This window comes from Thioalkalivibrio sp. ALJ12, from assembly GCF_000378305.1.
Classification (GTDB): Bacteria; Pseudomonadota; Gammaproteobacteria; order Ectothiorhodospirales; family Ectothiorhodospiraceae; genus Thioalkalivibrio.
Map to the genome: position 1 here is coordinate 169,289 of NZ_KB899538.1, position 16,890 is coordinate 186,178.

The window sequence follows — 16,890 nt, forward strand, 5'->3', positions numbered from 1 at the left end:
CCTACTCCGGGATCCGCAGCACCAGCTTGCCGCGACGCCCGCCGGCCTCGATACGCCGGTGCGCCTCGGCCGCCTCGGCCAGCGGCAGGCTGTCCTCCACGTTGACCTGCAGCCGCCCGCTGGCCAGGCGCGCGAGCCCCTCGGCCACCAGCGTGGCCTGGTGCTTCAGGCGCCGGCGATCCCCTTCCAGCATCGGGGTCAGCATCAGCTCCAGGCTGATACTGGGGTTGCGCAGGCGCGCCGCGTTCCAGTCGACGTCATCCGGCGGCGCCAGCAGGGTCACCAGATCACCGCCGTAGGCCACCTGTGCCAGCCCATCGCGGAAGACCGGCCCGCCCACGGTGTCCAGCACGATGTCGAAACCGCGCCCGTCGGTGTAGCCCCGGATCGACTCCCCGGCGTCGGGCCGGGTCAGGTCGACCACGTCGCCGCCCAGGCTGGTGACCAGGCGCTGCGCCTCTTCGCGACGCACCAGCCCCAGGACCCGGGCCCCGGCCGCGCGCGCGATCTGCACGGCCATCTGCCCCACCCCGCCTGCAGCGGCATGCACCAGTACGGTCTGTCCACGCTGCAGATCGGCGCGCTCGAACAATGCCTCCCAGGCCGTGAGCCAGGTCAGCGGCAAAGCCGCGGCCTGCAGGTCCGTCACCGCGGCCGGTACCGGCACCACGGCCGCCTCCGGGACCACCACCTGCTCGGCATAGGTACCCGGGTCCGCCCCCACGCCACCAAAGCAGAAGGCCACGCGCTGCCCCGGGCGGACATGGCGCACACCGCTGGCGCAGGACTCGACCACGCCGACACCGTCACAGCCGGGCGTGTTACGTGGTGCCCCTGGCACCAGCATGCCCCGTGCCCGAACCTTGGTGTCGACGGGGTTCACGCCGGCCGCCAGCAGCCGAATCTTTACGTCTTCAGTCCCTTCAAGCTCGGGCTCGGGGACTTCCTTCAGTTGCAGGACATCCGCCCCACCGGGCGCGTCGAAAACAATTGCTCGCATCGAGCGACTCCTCGTGCTTGAACATGCCTTTTGGATTTTGAGACCGCGTCAGGAAGTCTTGCCAGCGGCACACTAGAGCCCGATCCCGATGCCGATCCCGAAACGCACGCCCGACGACGGCCTCGGGGGTTCCGGGTCCGGCCACAGGTGGACCGAGTAGGCATCCAGCAGCGGGAAGACATAGGCCAGCTGCCCGATCGAGCCCTCCTCGGTCCCCGAGACCGTCCCCACCGCCGTAACGCGGCGTCCCGGGCGGTAGTCGACCGGATCGGCAAAACCATCGAGCTTGAGGCGAAAACGCCCCGTATTCGCCTGTCGTGTCTGCGGCTCCTGGCGCTGCAGCGGGTAGCTGACCACCTCTAGCACCGTACTGTCCGCACGGTTGTCGACGCGGGCAATCACCCCGCCCCAGACCTGGTCCTCGGCGGGCAGATTGTCAGCCGTCACGCTGCGCGGGGGCACCGGATCACCCACCGCATCGGGGATGTCCAGCGGGCCGGAGGCGCAACCCGCCAGCAGCACCGGCGCAAACACCAGCACCAGCGCAGCGACCCGGGTGCGCCATGCGTTACCAGTACCAGGGATCATATCGCCAGGGGTCGTGACGCCAGTGGTAGGGGTGCGGCCGCCAGTACGGGCCCATATAGCCCGGCGGGCCCCAAGGGTCGTAGTAATACGGATCGCGCGGCGGGGGGCGCTTGGCCCACAGGTGTACCGTCTGTGCGTCGATACGGACGAAGCGATAGTCGAACTCGCCAATTGAGCCGTCCTCTATGCCATCCAGCCGGCCGCGCACCGTGACCTCGCGCCCCTCCGCGTACACCTGGGGATCGAGGAAGTCGTCGATATAGGCACGGAACCGGCCCTCCGACTGGTCGACCTCGCGCGGACGAGCCTCGCGATTGAGCGGGCGCGCCACCACCTCGAGCCGGGTGCCGTCCCGGGTGTTCTCGACCTTTGCAATGACACCGCCCCAGACCACGGCCTGGCCCTTGGTCGCCTCGGGGTCGGCCAGGACCTCGGCGCGGGTCAGGGGCTCCTCCGGCAGGGGCTCGATCCCTTCGGGGATACTCGCACAGCCCACGAGCAACCCGCCCAGCAGCAAGCCGGTCAGCGCAGAAAAGTGACGCAGAAGGTTCATGCCTCTAGGACCGCCCGCAGCGCATCAAGGTTCGCGTCACTCCGGGCCTGACGCACAAAGCGCCTCGACATCCACGATCTCGTGCTGGGCCGCCTCCACGGCCCGCAGCAGGTCCTCCGGCTCCAGCCCGACGGCCTGCCAGACATCCTCGTCCACCGGTGGGGCATCGGCCCAGTCGCGCGAGTCAATCTCGGCCAGGTGGGCCCCGGTATTGGCAAGATGCACCAGCATCACCGCCAACCGGTGCCCCTCGGGCGCTGACTGCGGGTGGTGGTGCCCAGCCACACAGGCCACCAGCCCCTCCGGCAGTCCCCAGTGGGCGGCCAGCGCCCCGCCCAGTTCCGCGTGATCGAAACCCAGCTGCTCGCGCTCGGCCCGCTGCGGACTGGGCCCCGCCCCGATATCCAGGCTGGAGAGAAATGCGCGGTGCGCCGCCTCCGGCGACTGGGTGAACAGCAAGAGCTTGCCCAGATCATGCAGCAGCCCGGCGAGAAACACGCTACCGGCCTGGCGCGGCAGGACGCGGTCAGCCAGGTGGCGGGCGATGACCGCACAGTAGGCGGAATGGCGCCAGAACACCTCCAGCGGCAGACGCTCCTGGTCGGGGATGCGGCCGGTCGCGCGGGTGATCGCACCGGCCACGACCAGACGCTTGAGGGTGTCGCGTCCGAGCAGGTTCACCGCGCGTTCCACGGTATCGACGCTGCGCGTCTGTGCATACGCCGGGCTGTTGGCCAGGCGCAGAACGAGGGCCACCAGACCGGGGTCCCGCCCCAGGGTTGCGGCGATCTGTCCCGGTGTACTGTTGTCATCCTCCAGCAGGCGCGCGACTTCGAACACGACCTGCGGCATCGCCAGCAGCTTGTCGGCCGACTGGACGCGCGCCTCGAGGCTTTCCGTTGCGTGCATCTCGGACATCCTGGTTCTCCACAACAGGGCCGCACGCCCCGCTGTATCTACTGTAGCCCCATGCCCCCCGCCAGGGAAACGAAGCCCGGGCAAATCGCGGCGGAACGAACCATAATCAGGTACTCGGATCACTAATTGTTGCTTGCACCCCACAACGGAGGTTGTCCCATGGCGTTTCGACTGACCGCTGCACTACTGGCCTTTACCCTCCCCGGCCTGGCGCTGGCCGGCATCCAGACCGAGGAGGTCACCTACGATCATGATGGCGAGGAGATGACCGGCTATCTCGCCTACCCCGACAGCGACGGCCCCCACCCGGGCGTCCTGGTGGTCCATGAATGGTGGGGCCACAACGAATACGCCCGCGACCGGGCCGAGCAACTGGCACGCGAGGGCTATGCCGCCTTCGCACTGGACATGTACGGCAGCGGCAAGAGAGCCGACCACCCATCCGAGGCGGGAGAGTTCGCCGGACAGATTCGCGGCAACCGCGACCTGATGCTGGGCCGCTTCGAGGCCGCCCATGACTGGCTCAAGGAGCACGATGCCACAGCCGACCAGGCGCTGGCGGCGGTGGGCTACTGCTTCGGCGGCACGGTGGTGCTGGAGGCCGCGCGTGCCGGAATGGACCTGGCCCTGGTTGCCAGCTTCCATGGCGCACTGGTGACTGACCACCCGGCGAGTGCGGGCGACGTCACGGCGGAAGTCCTGGTCTTCAACGGTGCGGCCGACCCGATGGTCCCGCCGGAGCAGGTGGCGGACTTCCGCGAGGAGATGGATAACGCCGAGGCCACCTATACCTTTGTCGACTTCTCCGGTGTGGTGCACAGTTTCACCAACCCCGGGGCCGACGAGATCGCCGAGAAGTTCGACATGCCGGTGGGCTACGACGAGCGGGCTGACCGCGACTCGTGGAAGCACCTGCTGAGCGCCCTGGAACGCATGTAGTTCGAGTATCTGGCACTGCTCGAGCGTGGCGGGCCCGTTGCCCGCCACGCTCGATTTACGCTACCCGGCCCCGCCGATCCGGTCAGAAGTTGCGGAAAAAGATCAGGGTCCCAAGCCCCACCACCACGGCCACCATGACCAGGATCGCCAGCTTCAGCCAGCGCCAGCCGCGAGAAGGCGCCGGACGACTGCGGCGCTTGCGCGATGAAGGCCTGGCCGCGGGCGTATCGGCCGCCATCGCCGGTGCGGGCGACATCGGTTCGTTGGCACGGGCCACCAGCGGTTCATGCGCCTCCCCGCGCGCAGCGGGGGCGTCACGTTCCTGCCCCGAAAGAGACGTCGCCGACCCCAGCTCCAATTCGCGGATGCGGGCTCGCAGAGTCTGATTGCGTTCGCGCGACTCCTCCAGTTCCTGCTCACGACGGGCCAGCCGTTCAGCAAGGGCCGAGGAGGAGCCGTCCTGCTCCGAACAGCGGGCCTCCAGGTCGGCCCGTGCCCGCTCGGCTGCGGCGGCACGCTCACACTGCTGATTGCGCTCCTGACGCAGCCGGGACGCCTCTTCCAGGGCCTGATCCCGCTCCTTCTGCACGGTCTCGCGCAAGCGGTCCAGCTCGACCAGCTCGTGGTCCAGCCGGATATTCTCGTTCTCGAACTCGCGCACGCGGGCACGTAGTACTTCTAGCTCCTCGACCCGCTCGGACGAGTCCGGAGTGGCCGTCTCCTCGCCCGGATCTTCGCCCGCGATCAGCTCGGCCGCCTGCAGCTCGGCGAGCTGGCCTTCGCTTTCCTCGGCGCGCTGCAAGGCGGCCGTCGCCTCATCGCGCGCCTCGCTCAGCGCGGTGCGCAGGCGTTCGATCTCGCGCTGCGCCTCGCGCTCACTGGCGGATTGCTGGCGTAGCATCAACTCGCGACGCAGCCGGTCCACTTCCTGCCGCAGGAGCTGGTCGCCGCCACCCCCTGTAGTCAGCGGCAGCAGATCATTGACCACCTCGCGCACGCGACCGGGCACAAAGGGTTTCATCAACACAGCGTTGGCGCCCAGTTGCAGCCATTCGCGACTGGCTTCCTCGTCGCTCTCCTGACCGGTGATGATGGCCACCGGAAGATCGGCCGGGAGCCCTTCGGCACCATCGCGAATCCGCAGCAGCAGGTCCTGGCCATCCAGGCCCGGCATAGACAGGTCCGTCAGCACCAGACCGATATCGGCATTGCGCTGCAGGAGCGACCAGGCCTCTTCGCCGTCCGCCGCCTCGTAGACCACACGCTCACCCTGCAGGATGCGCTGCAGGGCGATCCGGATCACCTTGGAATCATCCACTACCAGAATGGCGGTGCGGGTCGTTGCCGATTGTTGTTCAGTCATCAAAGCCCCCCGGGGCACGTCACGTACCGCGCTCCCCTGCACGGCCGGACTCAAGTCCCGCTCTGAAGGTTACGCATGCGCCCGGCCCGGCGCCAGCGCACGCTGCGGCCCGGCGAGAACCGGGTCACGTTTTTGCGCAGCGCTTAAACGGGCTTCGACTTCCACTGGACCGCATACAGATCCCGCCGCCGATCGCGCAGGTTGCGCACCGAGCCGTGGTTACGCAGCTCCTTCAGGTTGTCGAGGTCGAGGTCGACGATCAGGGTCATCTCGGTATTCGGCGTCGCCTCCGCGGCCACCGCGTCATGCGGGAACGCGAAGTCGGACGGCGTGAACACCGCCGCCTGCGAGTACTGCATGTCCATGTTCTCGACCCTGGGGAGGTTGCCGACCGAGCCGGACATCACCACATAGCACTCGTTCTCGATGGCCCGCGCCTGGGCGCAGCGGCGCACCCGCAGATAGGCATTCTTGGTATCGGTCCAGAACGGCACGAACAGGATCTGCAGCCCCTTCTCGGCCATCACCCGGGGCAGCTCCGGAAACTCCACGTCATAGCAGATCAGGATGCCGATCTTGCCGAAGTCGGTGTCGAATACGTGCACCTCGTCGCCACCCTGCAGCCCCCAGTAGGCGACCTCGTCGGGGGTGACATGCACCTTGTACTGTCGGTCCCAGGTCCCGTCACGCCGACACAGATAGGAGACATTGCGCAGGACCTCGTCGCTGTACTCCGGCATCGACCCGGCGACGATGTTGATGTTGTAGGCGAGCGCCAGGCGCACCATCTCCTCGCGGATCTGCTCGGTGTATTCGGCCAGATGGCGCACGGCCTCGGCCGGATACTCCTGGTTGAACGCGCCCATCAGCGGGCCATTGAAGAACTCCGGGAACAGGACGCAGTCGGAGCGGTAGCCGGAGACGGCATCCACGAAGTACTCGACTTGCTGAAACAGCGAGTCGAGGTCCGGTGTCGGGCGCATCTGCCACTGGACCACGCCGATGCGCACGTCCGAACGGCTGCCCCCGATCAGCTTCTCCTTCTCCTCGTAGTAGATGTTCAGCCACTCGATCAGCGTCGCGTAGGCGCCCGATTTCTCGTCGTCCGGGAGGTAGTTGGTGATGATCTTGCGAACGTGGAAATCGTTGGCCAGCTGGAAGGTCAGGATCGGATCGGTGATCTCGTGATTCTTGACCTTCTCCACGTACTGCTGCGGGGTCAGGTCGTCCCGGTGCTGCTCGTAGCCCGGGATGCGCCCACCGGCCACGATCGCGCGCAGATTGAGCTTCTGGCACAGCTCCTTGCGCGCGTCATACAAGCGACGGCCGAGGCGCAGGCCGCGATACTCGGGGTGGACAAAGATATCGACGCCGTAAAGGGTGTCGCCATCCGGGTCGTGGGTCGTCAGGAACCCGTTTCCGGTGATCTGCCAGTAGCTGTGCTGATCACCGAATCGCTTGTACTCGACGATCAGGCTGATTGCCGCAGCCACCACCTTGCCCTTGTCCTCGATACAGATCTGGCCTTCGGGAAAACGGGAGATCTGTGACCGAAACTGGGCCTCGCTCCAGGCCCCGTCGAGGTCGTGGTAGACCCGCTCCATGATCTCGCGGATGTCGTCGTAGTCCTCCATCCGTGTCGGCCGCAGCGTCAGGCGGTGCGGGACATTGGGGTCGGCGTCTTGCTGATTGCTCACGCGTTAAGTACTCCGTGACGGGACCGCTCGCCGGTCGGTTCAGAAAATCCAGGCCAGCAGCAGCCAGAAAAAGACAAAGAACAAGAAAAAGCCGGGGATCATGAACTGCAACTCGCCGATCAGCCCCTCACCAGCGGCCAGCGCGAACACCAGCATGACCAGCACCGAGACGATCGCGGCGACCAGGGCCGCCATCTGCAGCCCAATGCCATCGTCGAACGTGATCGCGACCCACTCGGACAGCCCGGGCAGGGTGACGGCCGCGCCCAGCACGATCAACGCCACCAGCAACGCGGCCAGCGCCGAGGTCCCCAGCAGTATGCGCAGGGCCAGGCGGCTGTCGCGGCGATCGCCGGAACTCACGCGGCTGCCTCGCGACGATCGCGCACGTAGTCACGCACGCGGTGCGGATCGGGGATACCGCTCACACGGAACTCCGGGTTGTCGCCGGTGGTGTACACCGCAATCTCGCCGACCCGGAAGATCCGGTTCCAGAAGCTCTGATCGACCTTCACGGTGCGGATCTGGCCAATGTCCAGGTCCACATGGGACTTGCTGAGCAGGCCCTCCTCCAGGTGCACCTGATCGGCATCGATGCGCAGACGCACCGAGCGCGTCTGCAGATACCACCACAGCAGGATCAACAGCCCCAGACCAAAGGCCGCGATCAGCAGGACACTGAAGATGAAACCGAACGGGTGATTGCGAAACATCGCCGGGCGGGCGTCGATCGCGGGCGCACGACTGGACATGGGACCTCCGGTTCGCGGACAGGTCCCGACAGTGTGCCAGATGGAGCGCCCGCCGCGGGTGTCTCCAGGCGATGCTGCCGCGCCGGTCAAGGAACGCGGTATCGCGTATCAGGCGGGGCGGCTCATGTTCTTGCCGTAGAAGATCTCCATCATCTCGTGCTTGAGCAACTTGGCGATGCGCTTGGCCTCTTTCGCCGAGTAGTCATCCTTGCCCAGGCCGAACAGGTAGCTGTCGAGATCGAAATCCTTGAGCACCATCTTGGTGTGGAACAGGTACTCCTGGTACACGTTCACGTCCACCATCTGGTACTTCTCCTTGGTGTCGCGCGAGAGGAAGTCCTGGATGGAGTTGATCTTGTGATCGATGAAGTGCTTCTTGCCACGCACGTCGCGGGTAAAGCCGCGCACGCGGTAGTCCATGATCACGATGTCCGACTCGAAGCTGTGGATCAGGTAGTTCAGCGCGCGTAGCGGGGAGATGCGACCACAGGTGGAAACATCGATATCCGCGCGGAAGGTTGCGATCCCGCCCTCCGGGTGCGCCTCCGGATAGGTATGGACCGTGATATGACTCTTGTCGAGGTGACCGACCACCGTTTCCGGCAGCGGGCCCGGGCCTTCGGTGTAGCCGATCATCTCGGTCGCCACCGGCTCCTCGGATATCAGCATCGTCACCGAGGCGCCCTGCGGGTCGTAGTCCTGGCGCGAGATATCCAGGATGTTGGCCCCGATCAGGTGGGCCACGTCCGTCAGGATCTGCGTCAGACGCTGGGCGTTGTAGGCCTCGTCGATGTACGCAATGTACTCGTCACGATGGCGTTCGCCGGAGGCGTAGCAGATATCGTAGATATTGAAGCTCAGGCTCTTGGTCAGGTTGTTGAACCCGTGGAGCTTGATCTGCTTCTTGTGACGGGGCATGGCGTTTCCTCTTGCCCGGTGCGCAGGGAACGGCGGATTGTAGACGTCCCGGGGCGTCAGGGAAACACGCTACGCCCTTTGGGGAAAATTCCCGCCGACTGCGCGGGTGTCTCAGCGGGGCGCGGGGCCCTCGAGGATTTCGAAGTCGTGGGTAACCCGGGCCGCCGCCCCCAGCATCAGCGAGGCCGAGCAGTACTTCTCCGCGGACAACTCCACCGCGCGCCCCACCTGCTTCTCGGACAGGCCATGGCCGTAGACCCGAAAGTGCACGTGGATGTCGGTGAACACCTTGGGCACCGTCTCGGCCCGCGTACCGTCCACTGTGACCTCGCAGTCGAGGACCTCCTGGCGTCCCTTCTTGAGCATCGCCACGACATCGAAACTGGTGCAGCCACCCAGCCCCAGCAGCAGCATCTCCATCGGGCGGGCGCCCAGGTTCCGACCACCGGCATCCGGGGGGCCGTCCATCACGATCGCGTGGCCGCTGCCGGTCTCGCCGACAAACGCCACCTGTTCCAGCCACTTCACCCTGACCTGCATGCGCGTCTCCTTTTGCCCACAACTTCGGCCCGTTTGGAAGGCCCTGTGTGGCCTATACTCAACAAAAAATGCATGAACTTTGAGATGCAAGACACAAAATCAAATGCTGGTCGTTGGATTTTGTGACTCGATCCCGACACCCGGGTCCCGCTCACGGAGGGCTGAATTACACTGAAAACCGTCCTCACCAAGCGAGACGTTAAAAGCCATGGATGCCATGACTATGAATAATCCGTTCGTCTACCGCCCGGCGCAGCCGTCGCCGGCACTGGAGCGCTTCCTCGGTTACTGCCATCGCCGGCACTACCGCAAGCGCACGACGATCATTCACTCCGGCACGGTACCGGATACGTTGTACTACGTCGTCAGCGGTTCCGTTTCCGTGTTGGGCGAGAACAACGGCCACGAGCTCGTCCTGGCCTACCTGAACAAGGGCGAGTTCTTCGGCGAACTCGGCATGTTCGAGGATGACCCGCGTTCGGCGACGGTCGTCACCCGCGAGGATACCGAGACCGCCGAGATCCCCTACACCCAGTTCCGCGAGATCGCGCAGCGCGACCCGGAGATCCTGATGCTGCTGACCAGCCAGATCGCCACCCGCCTGCGCCAGACCTCGCGCAAGGTGATGGACCTGGCCTTTGTCGATGTCACCGGCCGCATTGCCCACACCCTGCTGGATCTGGCACGCCAGCCCGACGCCATGACCCACCCGGACGGCATGCAGCTGCGCATCACCCGCCAGGAGATCGCGCGCATCGTCGGCTGCTCTCGCGAGATGGCCGGGCGTGTCCTGAAGGACCTGGAGGAACGCGGGCTGATCACCGCCCACGGCAAGACCATCGTGGTGTTCGGCACCCGCTGAGCGGCACCCTGGCGAAAACCTGCCCGCAGCCAATACGGGCGGGCGCCGCGCCCGCAAGCAAGCAAGCAAGCAAACCCCGGGCGACTTGTTGCCGTGGTACTAGTCTTCGCCGCGGAACAGCCGGCCCAGCGCCTGGCCCGGATCCTCGGTCCGCATGAAGGCTTCGCCTACCAGGAAGGCATTCACCCCCGACTCCTGCATGCGCGCCACATCCTCACGGGTATGGATGCCGCTCTCGGTGACCAGTAGCGCCGAGTCCGGCACCTGGTCCTTCAGCTCCAGCGTGGTCTCCAGGCGCGTCTCGAAGGTGCGCAGGTCGCGGTTGTTGATGCCGATCAGATCCGCCCCGATCTTCTTCGCGCGCTCGAGCTCCTCGGCATCGTGCACCTCGACCAGGGCATCCATGCCCAGCTCGCGGGTCAGGAAGTACAGTTCGTGCAGCGCGGTGTCATCCAGCGCGGCGGCGATCAGCAGCACGCAGTCCGCCCCCAGCACCCGCGCCTCGTAAACCTGGTAGAGGTCGATCACGAAATCCTTGCGCAGGATCGGCAGCTGGCAGGCCACGCGCGCATCCCGCAGATCCCCGTCACGCCCCTTGAAGAAGTCCACGTCGGTCAGCACCGACAGGCAGGTGGCCCCGTGTTCCTCGTAGCTGCGGGCAAAGACCTCGGGGTTGAAGTTCGGGCTGATCTGCCCCTGGCTAGGGCTGGCTTTCTTGATCTCCGCGATCACGGCCGCGCGGCCGGCATCGATATCGCGCTGTAACGCCGCCCGGAACCCGCGCGGCTCCGGGGCCGACCCCATCCAGCCACGCAGCTCGCGCAACGGCCAGAAGGCCTCGCGTTCCTTCAGTTCCTCGCGCTTGCGCTCGAGGATCCGCTTGAGGATGTCCGGGACGTCAGTCATCAGCTTCCTGCTCCTTGATTGGTCAATCGTGCACTGGTCGCCTGCAGCCGCTCCAGGCGCTCGCGGGCGGCACCCGAATCGATCGCCTCGGCCGCACGGCCAACGCCCGCGGCCAGCGACTCGGCGCCACCCCCGGCGTAGATCGCGGCCCCGGCGTTCAGCAGGACGATATCGCGAGCCGCGCCGGCCTGCCCCTCCAGCACCCCGCGCAGCATCGCGGCCGAGGCCTCCACGCTGTCGACCCGGATCGCGTCCAGCCCGCTCCGTGCCAGCCCGAAATCCTCGGGCACGACGGTGTACTCCTCGATCGCGCCATCCTTCAGCTCGGCCACACGCGTCGGGGCACCGATGCTGATCTCGTCCAGCCCGTCCTCGGCGTGCACCACCAGCACATGCTCGCTGCCCAGTCCCTTCAGGGCCTCGGCCAGCGGCCGCACCCAGGCATCGGAGAACACGCCCAGCACCTGATTCGGCGCCCCGGCAGGGTTGGTCAGCGGGCCCAGCACATTGAACAGCGTGCGCACGCCCAGCTCCTTGCGCGGGCCGATCGCGTGTTTCATCGCACCATGATGGGCCGGAGCAAACAGGAAGCCAACGCCGACCTCTTCGATGCAGGACCCAACCGCCTCCGGCGCCAGCCCGAGATGGATCCCCAGGTGCTCCAGCACGTCCGCGGAGCCGGACTTCGACGACACCGAGCGGTTGCCGTGCTTGGCCACCCGCACGCCACCGGCCGCCGCGACCAACGCCGAGGCGGTGGAGATATTGAAGGTGCCGGAGGCATCGCCGCCGGTGCCGCAGGTATCGACCAGCCCGGTGCGCGGGACATCCACGCGGGTCGCCAGCTCGCGCATTACACCGGCCGCCGCGCGGATCTCCTCGATGGTCTCGCCCTTCATGCGCAGGGCCACCAGCAGCCCGCCAATCTGGGCGTCGGTGGCCTCTCCGGTCATCACTAACTGCATCACGGCGGTCATGGCCGCCTCGTCCAGGTTCTGACATTCGATCAGGGCCGCTATGGCTTGCTGCACGGTCACAGGGCTGCTCCTGTCGGGGAATGGGGAGCGCTAGTGTAACGCCCGCTCCCGCGCGGCACGAACCAGGGAAACGCTGCCCCCTATGCACACTCGCGTTGGTACCCCAGGTTTTCCGAGGCTAGGCGCGGCCCTTGCCGGTAGTGGTTCTACCGGCAAGGGCCGCAACGCAGGATCCGGGAACCTGGGGTGCCAGCCTCGAAGGGGCTCGGCCGCCCGTTTTTGATCACAACGGGCGCGGGAACAGCGTTGCGGTTCCCTTGTGCAGAATGACTGCACGGCAGTCACCGCGCCTTGTTCGCACGCAAAAGCGACTCGAGCGCGAGTGTGCATAGGGGTCAGCGTTTCCCTAATCCTCCGCCGAACCAGACAAAAGCAGCAAAGAGCCAGATGACCGCCGCACCGGCGACCAGGTGCAGCAGGACGTCATCCAGCCAGTCGACCACGAAGAGCGTGAGCAGGGCTGCAAACCCGAGCTGAATAAAGGCCTGCATCGCCGAGGCCATACCGCGCGCCCCCGGATAGCAGTCCAGCGCCAGCAGGGTCAGCGAGGGCATCCCGAGGGCCAGGGCAAAGCTGTACAGCGCAAACGGCAGGGTCACCGCCGCCACCGAGGGTTCCGGGGCCAGCGCCGCCCAGCCCACCAGCGCCAGCGAAATCCCGGTGAGCAGCAAGCCGATGCGGACCGTGACCTCGGGCGCCACGCGCCCGGCACTCCAGCCGGAGGCCACGCCCCCCAGCATCAGCCCGACCACCATGGGCGCGAACAGCCACCAGAAATCGCGCTCGCCCCCGCCGAGATGGACATAGATCAGCGCAGGCGAGGCCGCGACGAACAGGAACTTGGCCCCGAACAGGGTGGTATGCACCAGCACCGGCTGCAGGAACTGCAGGTTGCGCAACGTACCCGCATAGCGCCCCAGCACCAGCCGCGGCCGGCTGGACACGCGCCCGACCGGGGGCAGGGTCTCCGGCAGCCAGAGACGCGCGGCCAGCAACAGCACGACCCCGTAGAGCACCAGGAACGCGAACACCGACCGCCACCCGAACGCGGACTGCAGATAGCCGCCCAGGATGGGCGCGATCGCAGGCCCCATCGCGAACATGATCGTCACAATCGCGAATACGCGCCGCGAATCGATGGGGTCGAAACGGTCGCGCACCAGGGCACGGCTCACCACCACCCCCGCCGCCGCCGCGAAGCCCTGGCCGATCCGCAACCCGATCACTTGCCAGTACTCCACCGCCACCACCAGCAGCGCGGATGTCGCGACATAGGCCACTAGCGCCCACAGCACGACCGGACGCCGGCCAAAGGCATCCGACAGCGGCCCGGCTACCAGCGTGGCCAGGGCAAAGGCGACCAGATAGGAGGACAGCGTCGCCTGCATCGCCGCACCGTCGACGGACAGGTCCGCGGCCATCGCCGGAAACGACGGCAGGTAGGTATCCAGCGAGAACGGCGCCAACAGCGCCAGGGGCGCGACCAGCAGCGCGAAACGCAGCCGGGTGCGGCGTTCTAGGGAAGCACTGGTCAATGTACGCGCCCGCGCTCGAGTCGCTTTTGCGTGCGAACAAGGCGCGGTGACCGCCGTGCAGTCATTCTGCACAAGGGAGCCGCAACGCCGTGCGCACACCCGTTTTTGATAACAACGGGCGGCCGAGCCCCCGCATTGAATAGCTTGTGGGGTTGGAGCCCCATGTTCCCCGATCCTGCGTTGCGCCCCGAATCAATCAAAAACGGGCCGGTAGAACCACTACCCGCTGCACGATGCTCCTGGTCTCGGAAAACACGGGGCACCAACGCGGGTGCGTACATTGACCAGTGCTTCCCTCCGCTCACGCCGGCTGGGGCAGGCGGCGCAGGAAGTTGTCGAGGAGCTCGTGCCCCTGCCGGGTCAGGATGGATTCGGGGTGGAACTGCACGCCCTCGACGTCCAGTTCACGGTGGCGCAGACCCATGATCTCGTCGCGGGTGCCATCCTCGCGCTCGGTCCAGGCGGTGACCTCCAGGCAATCGGGCAGCGAGGCCGACTCCACTACCAGGGAGTGATAGCGCGTGGCCTCCAGCGGATTCTCGAGGCCCGCGAAGACCCCCACCCCGGTGTGATGCACCGGGGAGGTCTTGCCATGCATGATCTCGCGGGCCCGCACCACGCGCCCGCCGAACACCTGGCCAATCGCCTGATGCCCGAGACAGACCCCCAGGATCGGGATCTGCCCGGCAAAGCGGCGGATCACCTCCATCGACACCCCTGCCTCGTTCGGGGTGCAGGGCCCGGGCGAGATCATGATCCCGGCCGGTGCCAGCTCGGCGACCTGGTCGGGCGTGATCCGGTCGTTGCGGTGCACCTCGACCTCCGCCCCCAGCTCGCCCAGGTACTGGACCAGATTGAAGGTGAACGAGTCGTAGTTGTCGATCATCAGGATCATGCCGGGATTCCCTCCGCCGCACCGGGCCGGTACAGATCGCAGACTAGCGCGAGTGCGCCCCGCGTGCCCGACAACCGCGCTCGCGCTGCCCGTTCTGCGTCGGTCATCACGCCCTCAGCCACGGTGCCTGCGCGGCCCCAGTCCGCCCAGCGCCATCTCGGCGGCACGGACCACCGCGCGCCCCTTGTTCAGGGTCTCCTGCCACTCGTTCTCGGGCACCGAGTCATGCACCACCCCGGCACCGGCCTGGATGTGCAGCTCGCCGTCGTGCAGTACGGCCGTGCGGATCGCGATCGCGGTATCCATGTTGCCAGACCAGGAGAGGTAGCCGACCGCGCCGGAATACGGTCCGCGCTTGACCGGCTCCAGCTCGTCGATGATCTCCAGCGCGCGGATCTTCGGCGCGCCGGAGACCGTGCCGGCCGGGAAGGTCGCCCGCAGCACGTCCATCGGCGAGTGCCCCGGGGCGAGCTGGCCCTCGACGTTGGAGACGATGTGCATCACGTGCGAGTAGCGCTCGATGCTCATGGTGTCGGTCACCTCCACCGAGCCGATCTCGCAGACCCGACCAACGTCGTTGCGCCCGAGGTCGATCAGCATCAGGTGCTCGGCGCGTTCCTTCGGATCGGCCAGCAACTCGACCTCCAGCGCGCGGTCCTCCTCCTCGGTACGCCCGCGCGGGCGGGTACCGGCGATCGGACGCACGGTCACGCGGTCATCCTCCAGCCGCACCAGGATCTCCGGCGAGGCCCCGACCACATGGTGGTCGTCCAGGTCCAGGTAGTACATGTAGGGCGACGGGTTCAGCGCCCGCAGCGCGCGGTAGAGGTTCAGCGGGGGCGCCGAGAACGGCACGCTCATGCGCTGCGCCAGCACCACCTGCATCACGTCGCCGTCCATGATGTATTCCTGCGCCCGCGCCACGGCAGCCTGGAAGCCCTCGGCCGACCAGCCCGGCACATACTCCGGCACCGCGTGCGGGTGCGGCGGGTCCTCCGGCGGTACCAGCGGCTCGCCGATCCGGCTCTCCAGCTCGTCGAGGCGTTCGGCCGCCACGGCCTGTCCGTCGGGGCGCGAGGTATCGGCATGCACCACGAGATACAGCCGCCCGGAGAGGTTGTCGTAGACCACGACCTCCTCGGAGACCATCAGCAGGATGTCCGGCAGCCCCAGCGCATCGGGCTTTTCCGGGCCCTCCAGGCGCGGCTCGATCAGGCGCACGGTCTCGAAGCCGAAGTAGCCGACCAGGCCACCGGTGAAGCGCGGCAGGCCCGGCAGCTCGGCAACCTTGAAGCGCGCCTGGTAGGCCTCGATCCAGGCCAGTGGATCGGTCTCGGTGGTCTGCTCGACCAGGTCACCGTCGGTCTCCACCGTGATGTCGTGACCGTGCACCCGCACCCGGGTCCGCGCCGGCAGGCCGATAAAAGAATAGCGGCCCCAGCGTTCCCCGCCCTGCACCGACTCGAACAGGTAGGAATACGGCCGGTTGGCCAGCTTCAGGAAGATGGACAGCGGGGTCTCGAGATCCGCCAGGACCTCGCGCACCAGCGGGATGCGGTTATAGCCCTCGCGGGCCAGGGCGTCGAACTGTTCGGGGGTCATCACAAGGGTTCCTGACAAGAGAGGGGCAGACGGCGCGGCAGATCAATCGCCGTTTCGCCATCGCCCCGCTGTCCGGTCCATTGCGATCATGTCAGGCCGCCCGGGCTGGCAGCAGTCCCGGCAGTTCGTCCAGGCGATCCAGCACGGCGTCTGGATTTTCGTCGCGGATGTCGTCGCCGTGATTGTAGCCGTAGGTCATGCAGACGATCTGGAAGCCCGCCGCGCGCGCCGCCTTCACGTCGCTCTTCGAGTCCCCGACCATCAGCGACTCGGAGGGGTCGACACCCAGCTCGTTCGCCGCGTGCAACAGCGGCGCCGGGTCGGGCTTTTTCTGCGGCAGGGCATCACCGGCGACCACGATCTCGAAGTCATCGAGGATGCCCTTCTCGCGCAGCAGCGGCACGGTGAAGCGCTCGGCCTTGTTGGTCACGCAGCCCAGGCGGTAACCGGCGGCCTTCAGCTGGTCCAGCCCCTCGCGCACCCCCGGGTACAGCGGCGAGCGCCCGGCGGTGTTCTCCTGGTAGATGCGCATGAACACCGGCAGGGCCCGCTCGAAGGTCTCCGGGTCCGGCTCGCCGTCGAGCGCATTGAGCAGCGCCCGCTTGACCAGCCTCTCCACGCCGTTGCCGACCCAGTTGCGCACGGCCGCCTCGCCGCGCTCGGGCAGGCCGAGCTCGCGCATCATGGCATCCACGCTATAGGCGAGGTCCGGCACGCTGTCGATCAGCGTGCCGTCCAGGTCGATCAGGATCATGCGGGGGCGCTTCAGGGACATCCTGGTCTCC

Annotated in this window: 18 protein-coding genes; 2 read left to right on the top strand and 16 right to left on the bottom strand. The window is 66.9% G+C overall.

Translation table 11 applies throughout. From position 1 onward, the window contains the following. Window position 1: 1 nt before the first annotated feature. From F467_RS0100830 to F467_RS0100845, 4 genes are all read right to left on the bottom strand, one after another. A complete protein-coding gene (locus F467_RS0100830) occupies window positions 2–1,000 on the bottom strand; it encodes a zinc-binding dehydrogenase (RefSeq protein ID WP_018137904.1) in 999 nt (332 codons plus the stop codon). A 72-nt stretch (window positions 1,001–1,072) separates the two neighbouring features. Next, window positions 1,073–1,588, bottom strand: a complete 516-nt coding sequence (locus F467_RS0100835) for a Slp family lipoprotein (protein ID WP_081601190.1) — start codon at window positions 1,586–1,588, stop codon at window positions 1,073–1,075. Next, window positions 1,569–2,141, bottom strand: coding sequence for a Slp family lipoprotein (locus F467_RS0100840; RefSeq protein WP_018137902.1), 573 nt, complete (start codon window positions 2,139–2,141; stop codon window positions 1,569–1,571). Before F467_RS0100840 ends, F467_RS0100835 begins: the two co-directional genes overlap by 20 nt. A gap of 36 nt (window positions 2,142–2,177) precedes the next feature. Further along, on the bottom strand, window positions 2,178–3,059 hold the full coding sequence (locus F467_RS0100845; RefSeq protein WP_018174916.1) for an HDOD domain-containing protein: 882 nt from the start codon (window positions 3,057–3,059) through the stop codon (window positions 2,178–2,180). Between the two features lie 159 nt (window positions 3,060–3,218). On the opposite strand from F467_RS0100845, the gene F467_RS0100850 reads away from it, so the two are divergent. Further along, the gene (locus F467_RS0100850; protein ID WP_018137900.1) at window positions 3,219–3,998 is read left to right on the top strand and encodes a dienelactone hydrolase family protein; all 780 of its coding nucleotides are present in this window, start codon (window positions 3,219–3,221) and stop codon (window positions 3,996–3,998) included. 82 nt (window positions 3,999–4,080) lie between these two features. Here F467_RS0100850 and F467_RS0100855 read toward each other — a convergent pair whose 3' ends face one another. From F467_RS0100855 to F467_RS0100880, 6 genes are all read right to left on the bottom strand, one after another. After that, window positions 4,081–5,361 carry a response regulator gene (locus F467_RS0100855; protein WP_018137899.1) on the bottom strand — a complete coding sequence of 427 codons (1,281 nt, stop codon included), beginning with the start codon at window positions 5,359–5,361 and terminating at the stop codon, window positions 4,081–4,083. Between the two features lie 143 nt (window positions 5,362–5,504). Beyond that, window positions 5,505–7,058 (bottom strand): bifunctional GNAT family N-acetyltransferase/carbon-nitrogen hydrolase family protein, encoded by a 1,554-nt coding sequence (locus tag F467_RS0100860; protein ID WP_018137898.1) that lies wholly within the window; start codon window positions 7,056–7,058, stop codon window positions 5,505–5,507. Window positions 7,059–7,097: 39 nt separating this feature from the next. Then, window positions 7,098–7,421 carry a hypothetical protein gene (locus tag F467_RS0100865; RefSeq protein WP_018137897.1) on the bottom strand — a complete coding sequence of 108 codons (324 nt, stop codon included), beginning with the start codon at window positions 7,419–7,421 and terminating at the stop codon, window positions 7,098–7,100. After that, complete coding sequence (locus F467_RS0100870) at window positions 7,418–7,810, bottom strand: PH domain-containing protein (RefSeq protein ID WP_018137896.1); 393 nt, start codon at window positions 7,808–7,810, stop codon at window positions 7,418–7,420. The genes F467_RS0100865 and F467_RS0100870 overlap by 4 nt, the downstream gene beginning before the upstream one ends. A 108-nt stretch (window positions 7,811–7,918) precedes the next feature. Beyond that, window positions 7,919–8,728, bottom strand: a complete 810-nt coding sequence (gene speD / locus F467_RS0100875) for an adenosylmethionine decarboxylase (protein WP_012983717.1) — start codon at window positions 8,726–8,728, stop codon at window positions 7,919–7,921. Window positions 8,729–8,839: 111 nt separating this feature from the next. Then, window positions 8,840–9,268 carry an OsmC family protein gene (locus tag F467_RS0100880; RefSeq protein ID WP_018137895.1) on the bottom strand — a complete coding sequence of 143 codons (429 nt, stop codon included), beginning with the start codon at window positions 9,266–9,268 and terminating at the stop codon, window positions 8,840–8,842. Between the two features lie 223 nt (window positions 9,269–9,491). On the opposite strand from F467_RS0100880, the gene crp reads away from it, so the two are divergent. Beyond that, window positions 9,492–10,130 (top strand): cAMP-activated global transcriptional regulator CRP, encoded by a 639-nt coding sequence (gene crp, locus F467_RS0100885; RefSeq protein WP_018137894.1) that lies wholly within the window; start codon window positions 9,492–9,494, stop codon window positions 10,128–10,130. 99 nt (window positions 10,131–10,229) lie between these two features. Here crp and trpC read toward each other — a convergent pair whose 3' ends face one another. From trpC to F467_RS0100915, 6 genes are all read right to left on the bottom strand, one after another. After that, window positions 10,230–11,036 (bottom strand): indole-3-glycerol phosphate synthase TrpC, encoded by an 807-nt coding sequence (trpC, locus tag F467_RS0100890; protein ID WP_018137893.1) that lies wholly within the window; start codon window positions 11,034–11,036, stop codon window positions 10,230–10,232. Further along, window positions 11,036–12,073 (bottom strand): anthranilate phosphoribosyltransferase, encoded by a 1,038-nt coding sequence (trpD, locus tag F467_RS0100895; protein ID WP_018137892.1) that lies wholly within the window; start codon window positions 12,071–12,073, stop codon window positions 11,036–11,038. The genes trpC and trpD overlap by 1 nt, the downstream gene beginning before the upstream one ends. Window positions 12,074–12,408: 335 nt before the next feature. Continuing rightward, window positions 12,409–13,608, bottom strand: coding sequence for a multidrug effflux MFS transporter (locus F467_RS0100900; protein WP_018137891.1), 1,200 nt, complete (start codon window positions 13,606–13,608; stop codon window positions 12,409–12,411). Window positions 13,609–13,909: 301 nt separating this feature from the next. Then, the gene (locus F467_RS0100905) at window positions 13,910–14,503 is read right to left on the bottom strand and encodes an aminodeoxychorismate/anthranilate synthase component II (protein ID WP_018137890.1); all 594 of its coding nucleotides are present in this window, start codon (window positions 14,501–14,503) and stop codon (window positions 13,910–13,912) included. A 114-nt stretch (window positions 14,504–14,617) separates the two neighbouring features. Further along, window positions 14,618–16,105, bottom strand: a complete 1,488-nt coding sequence (gene trpE / locus F467_RS0100910) for an anthranilate synthase component I (protein ID WP_018137889.1) — start codon at window positions 16,103–16,105, stop codon at window positions 14,618–14,620. A 91-nt stretch (window positions 16,106–16,196) separates the two neighbouring features. Next, window positions 16,197–16,880 (bottom strand): phosphoglycolate phosphatase, encoded by a 684-nt coding sequence (locus F467_RS0100915; protein ID WP_018137888.1) that lies wholly within the window; start codon window positions 16,878–16,880, stop codon window positions 16,197–16,199. Window positions 16,881–16,890: the final 10 nt, after the last annotated feature.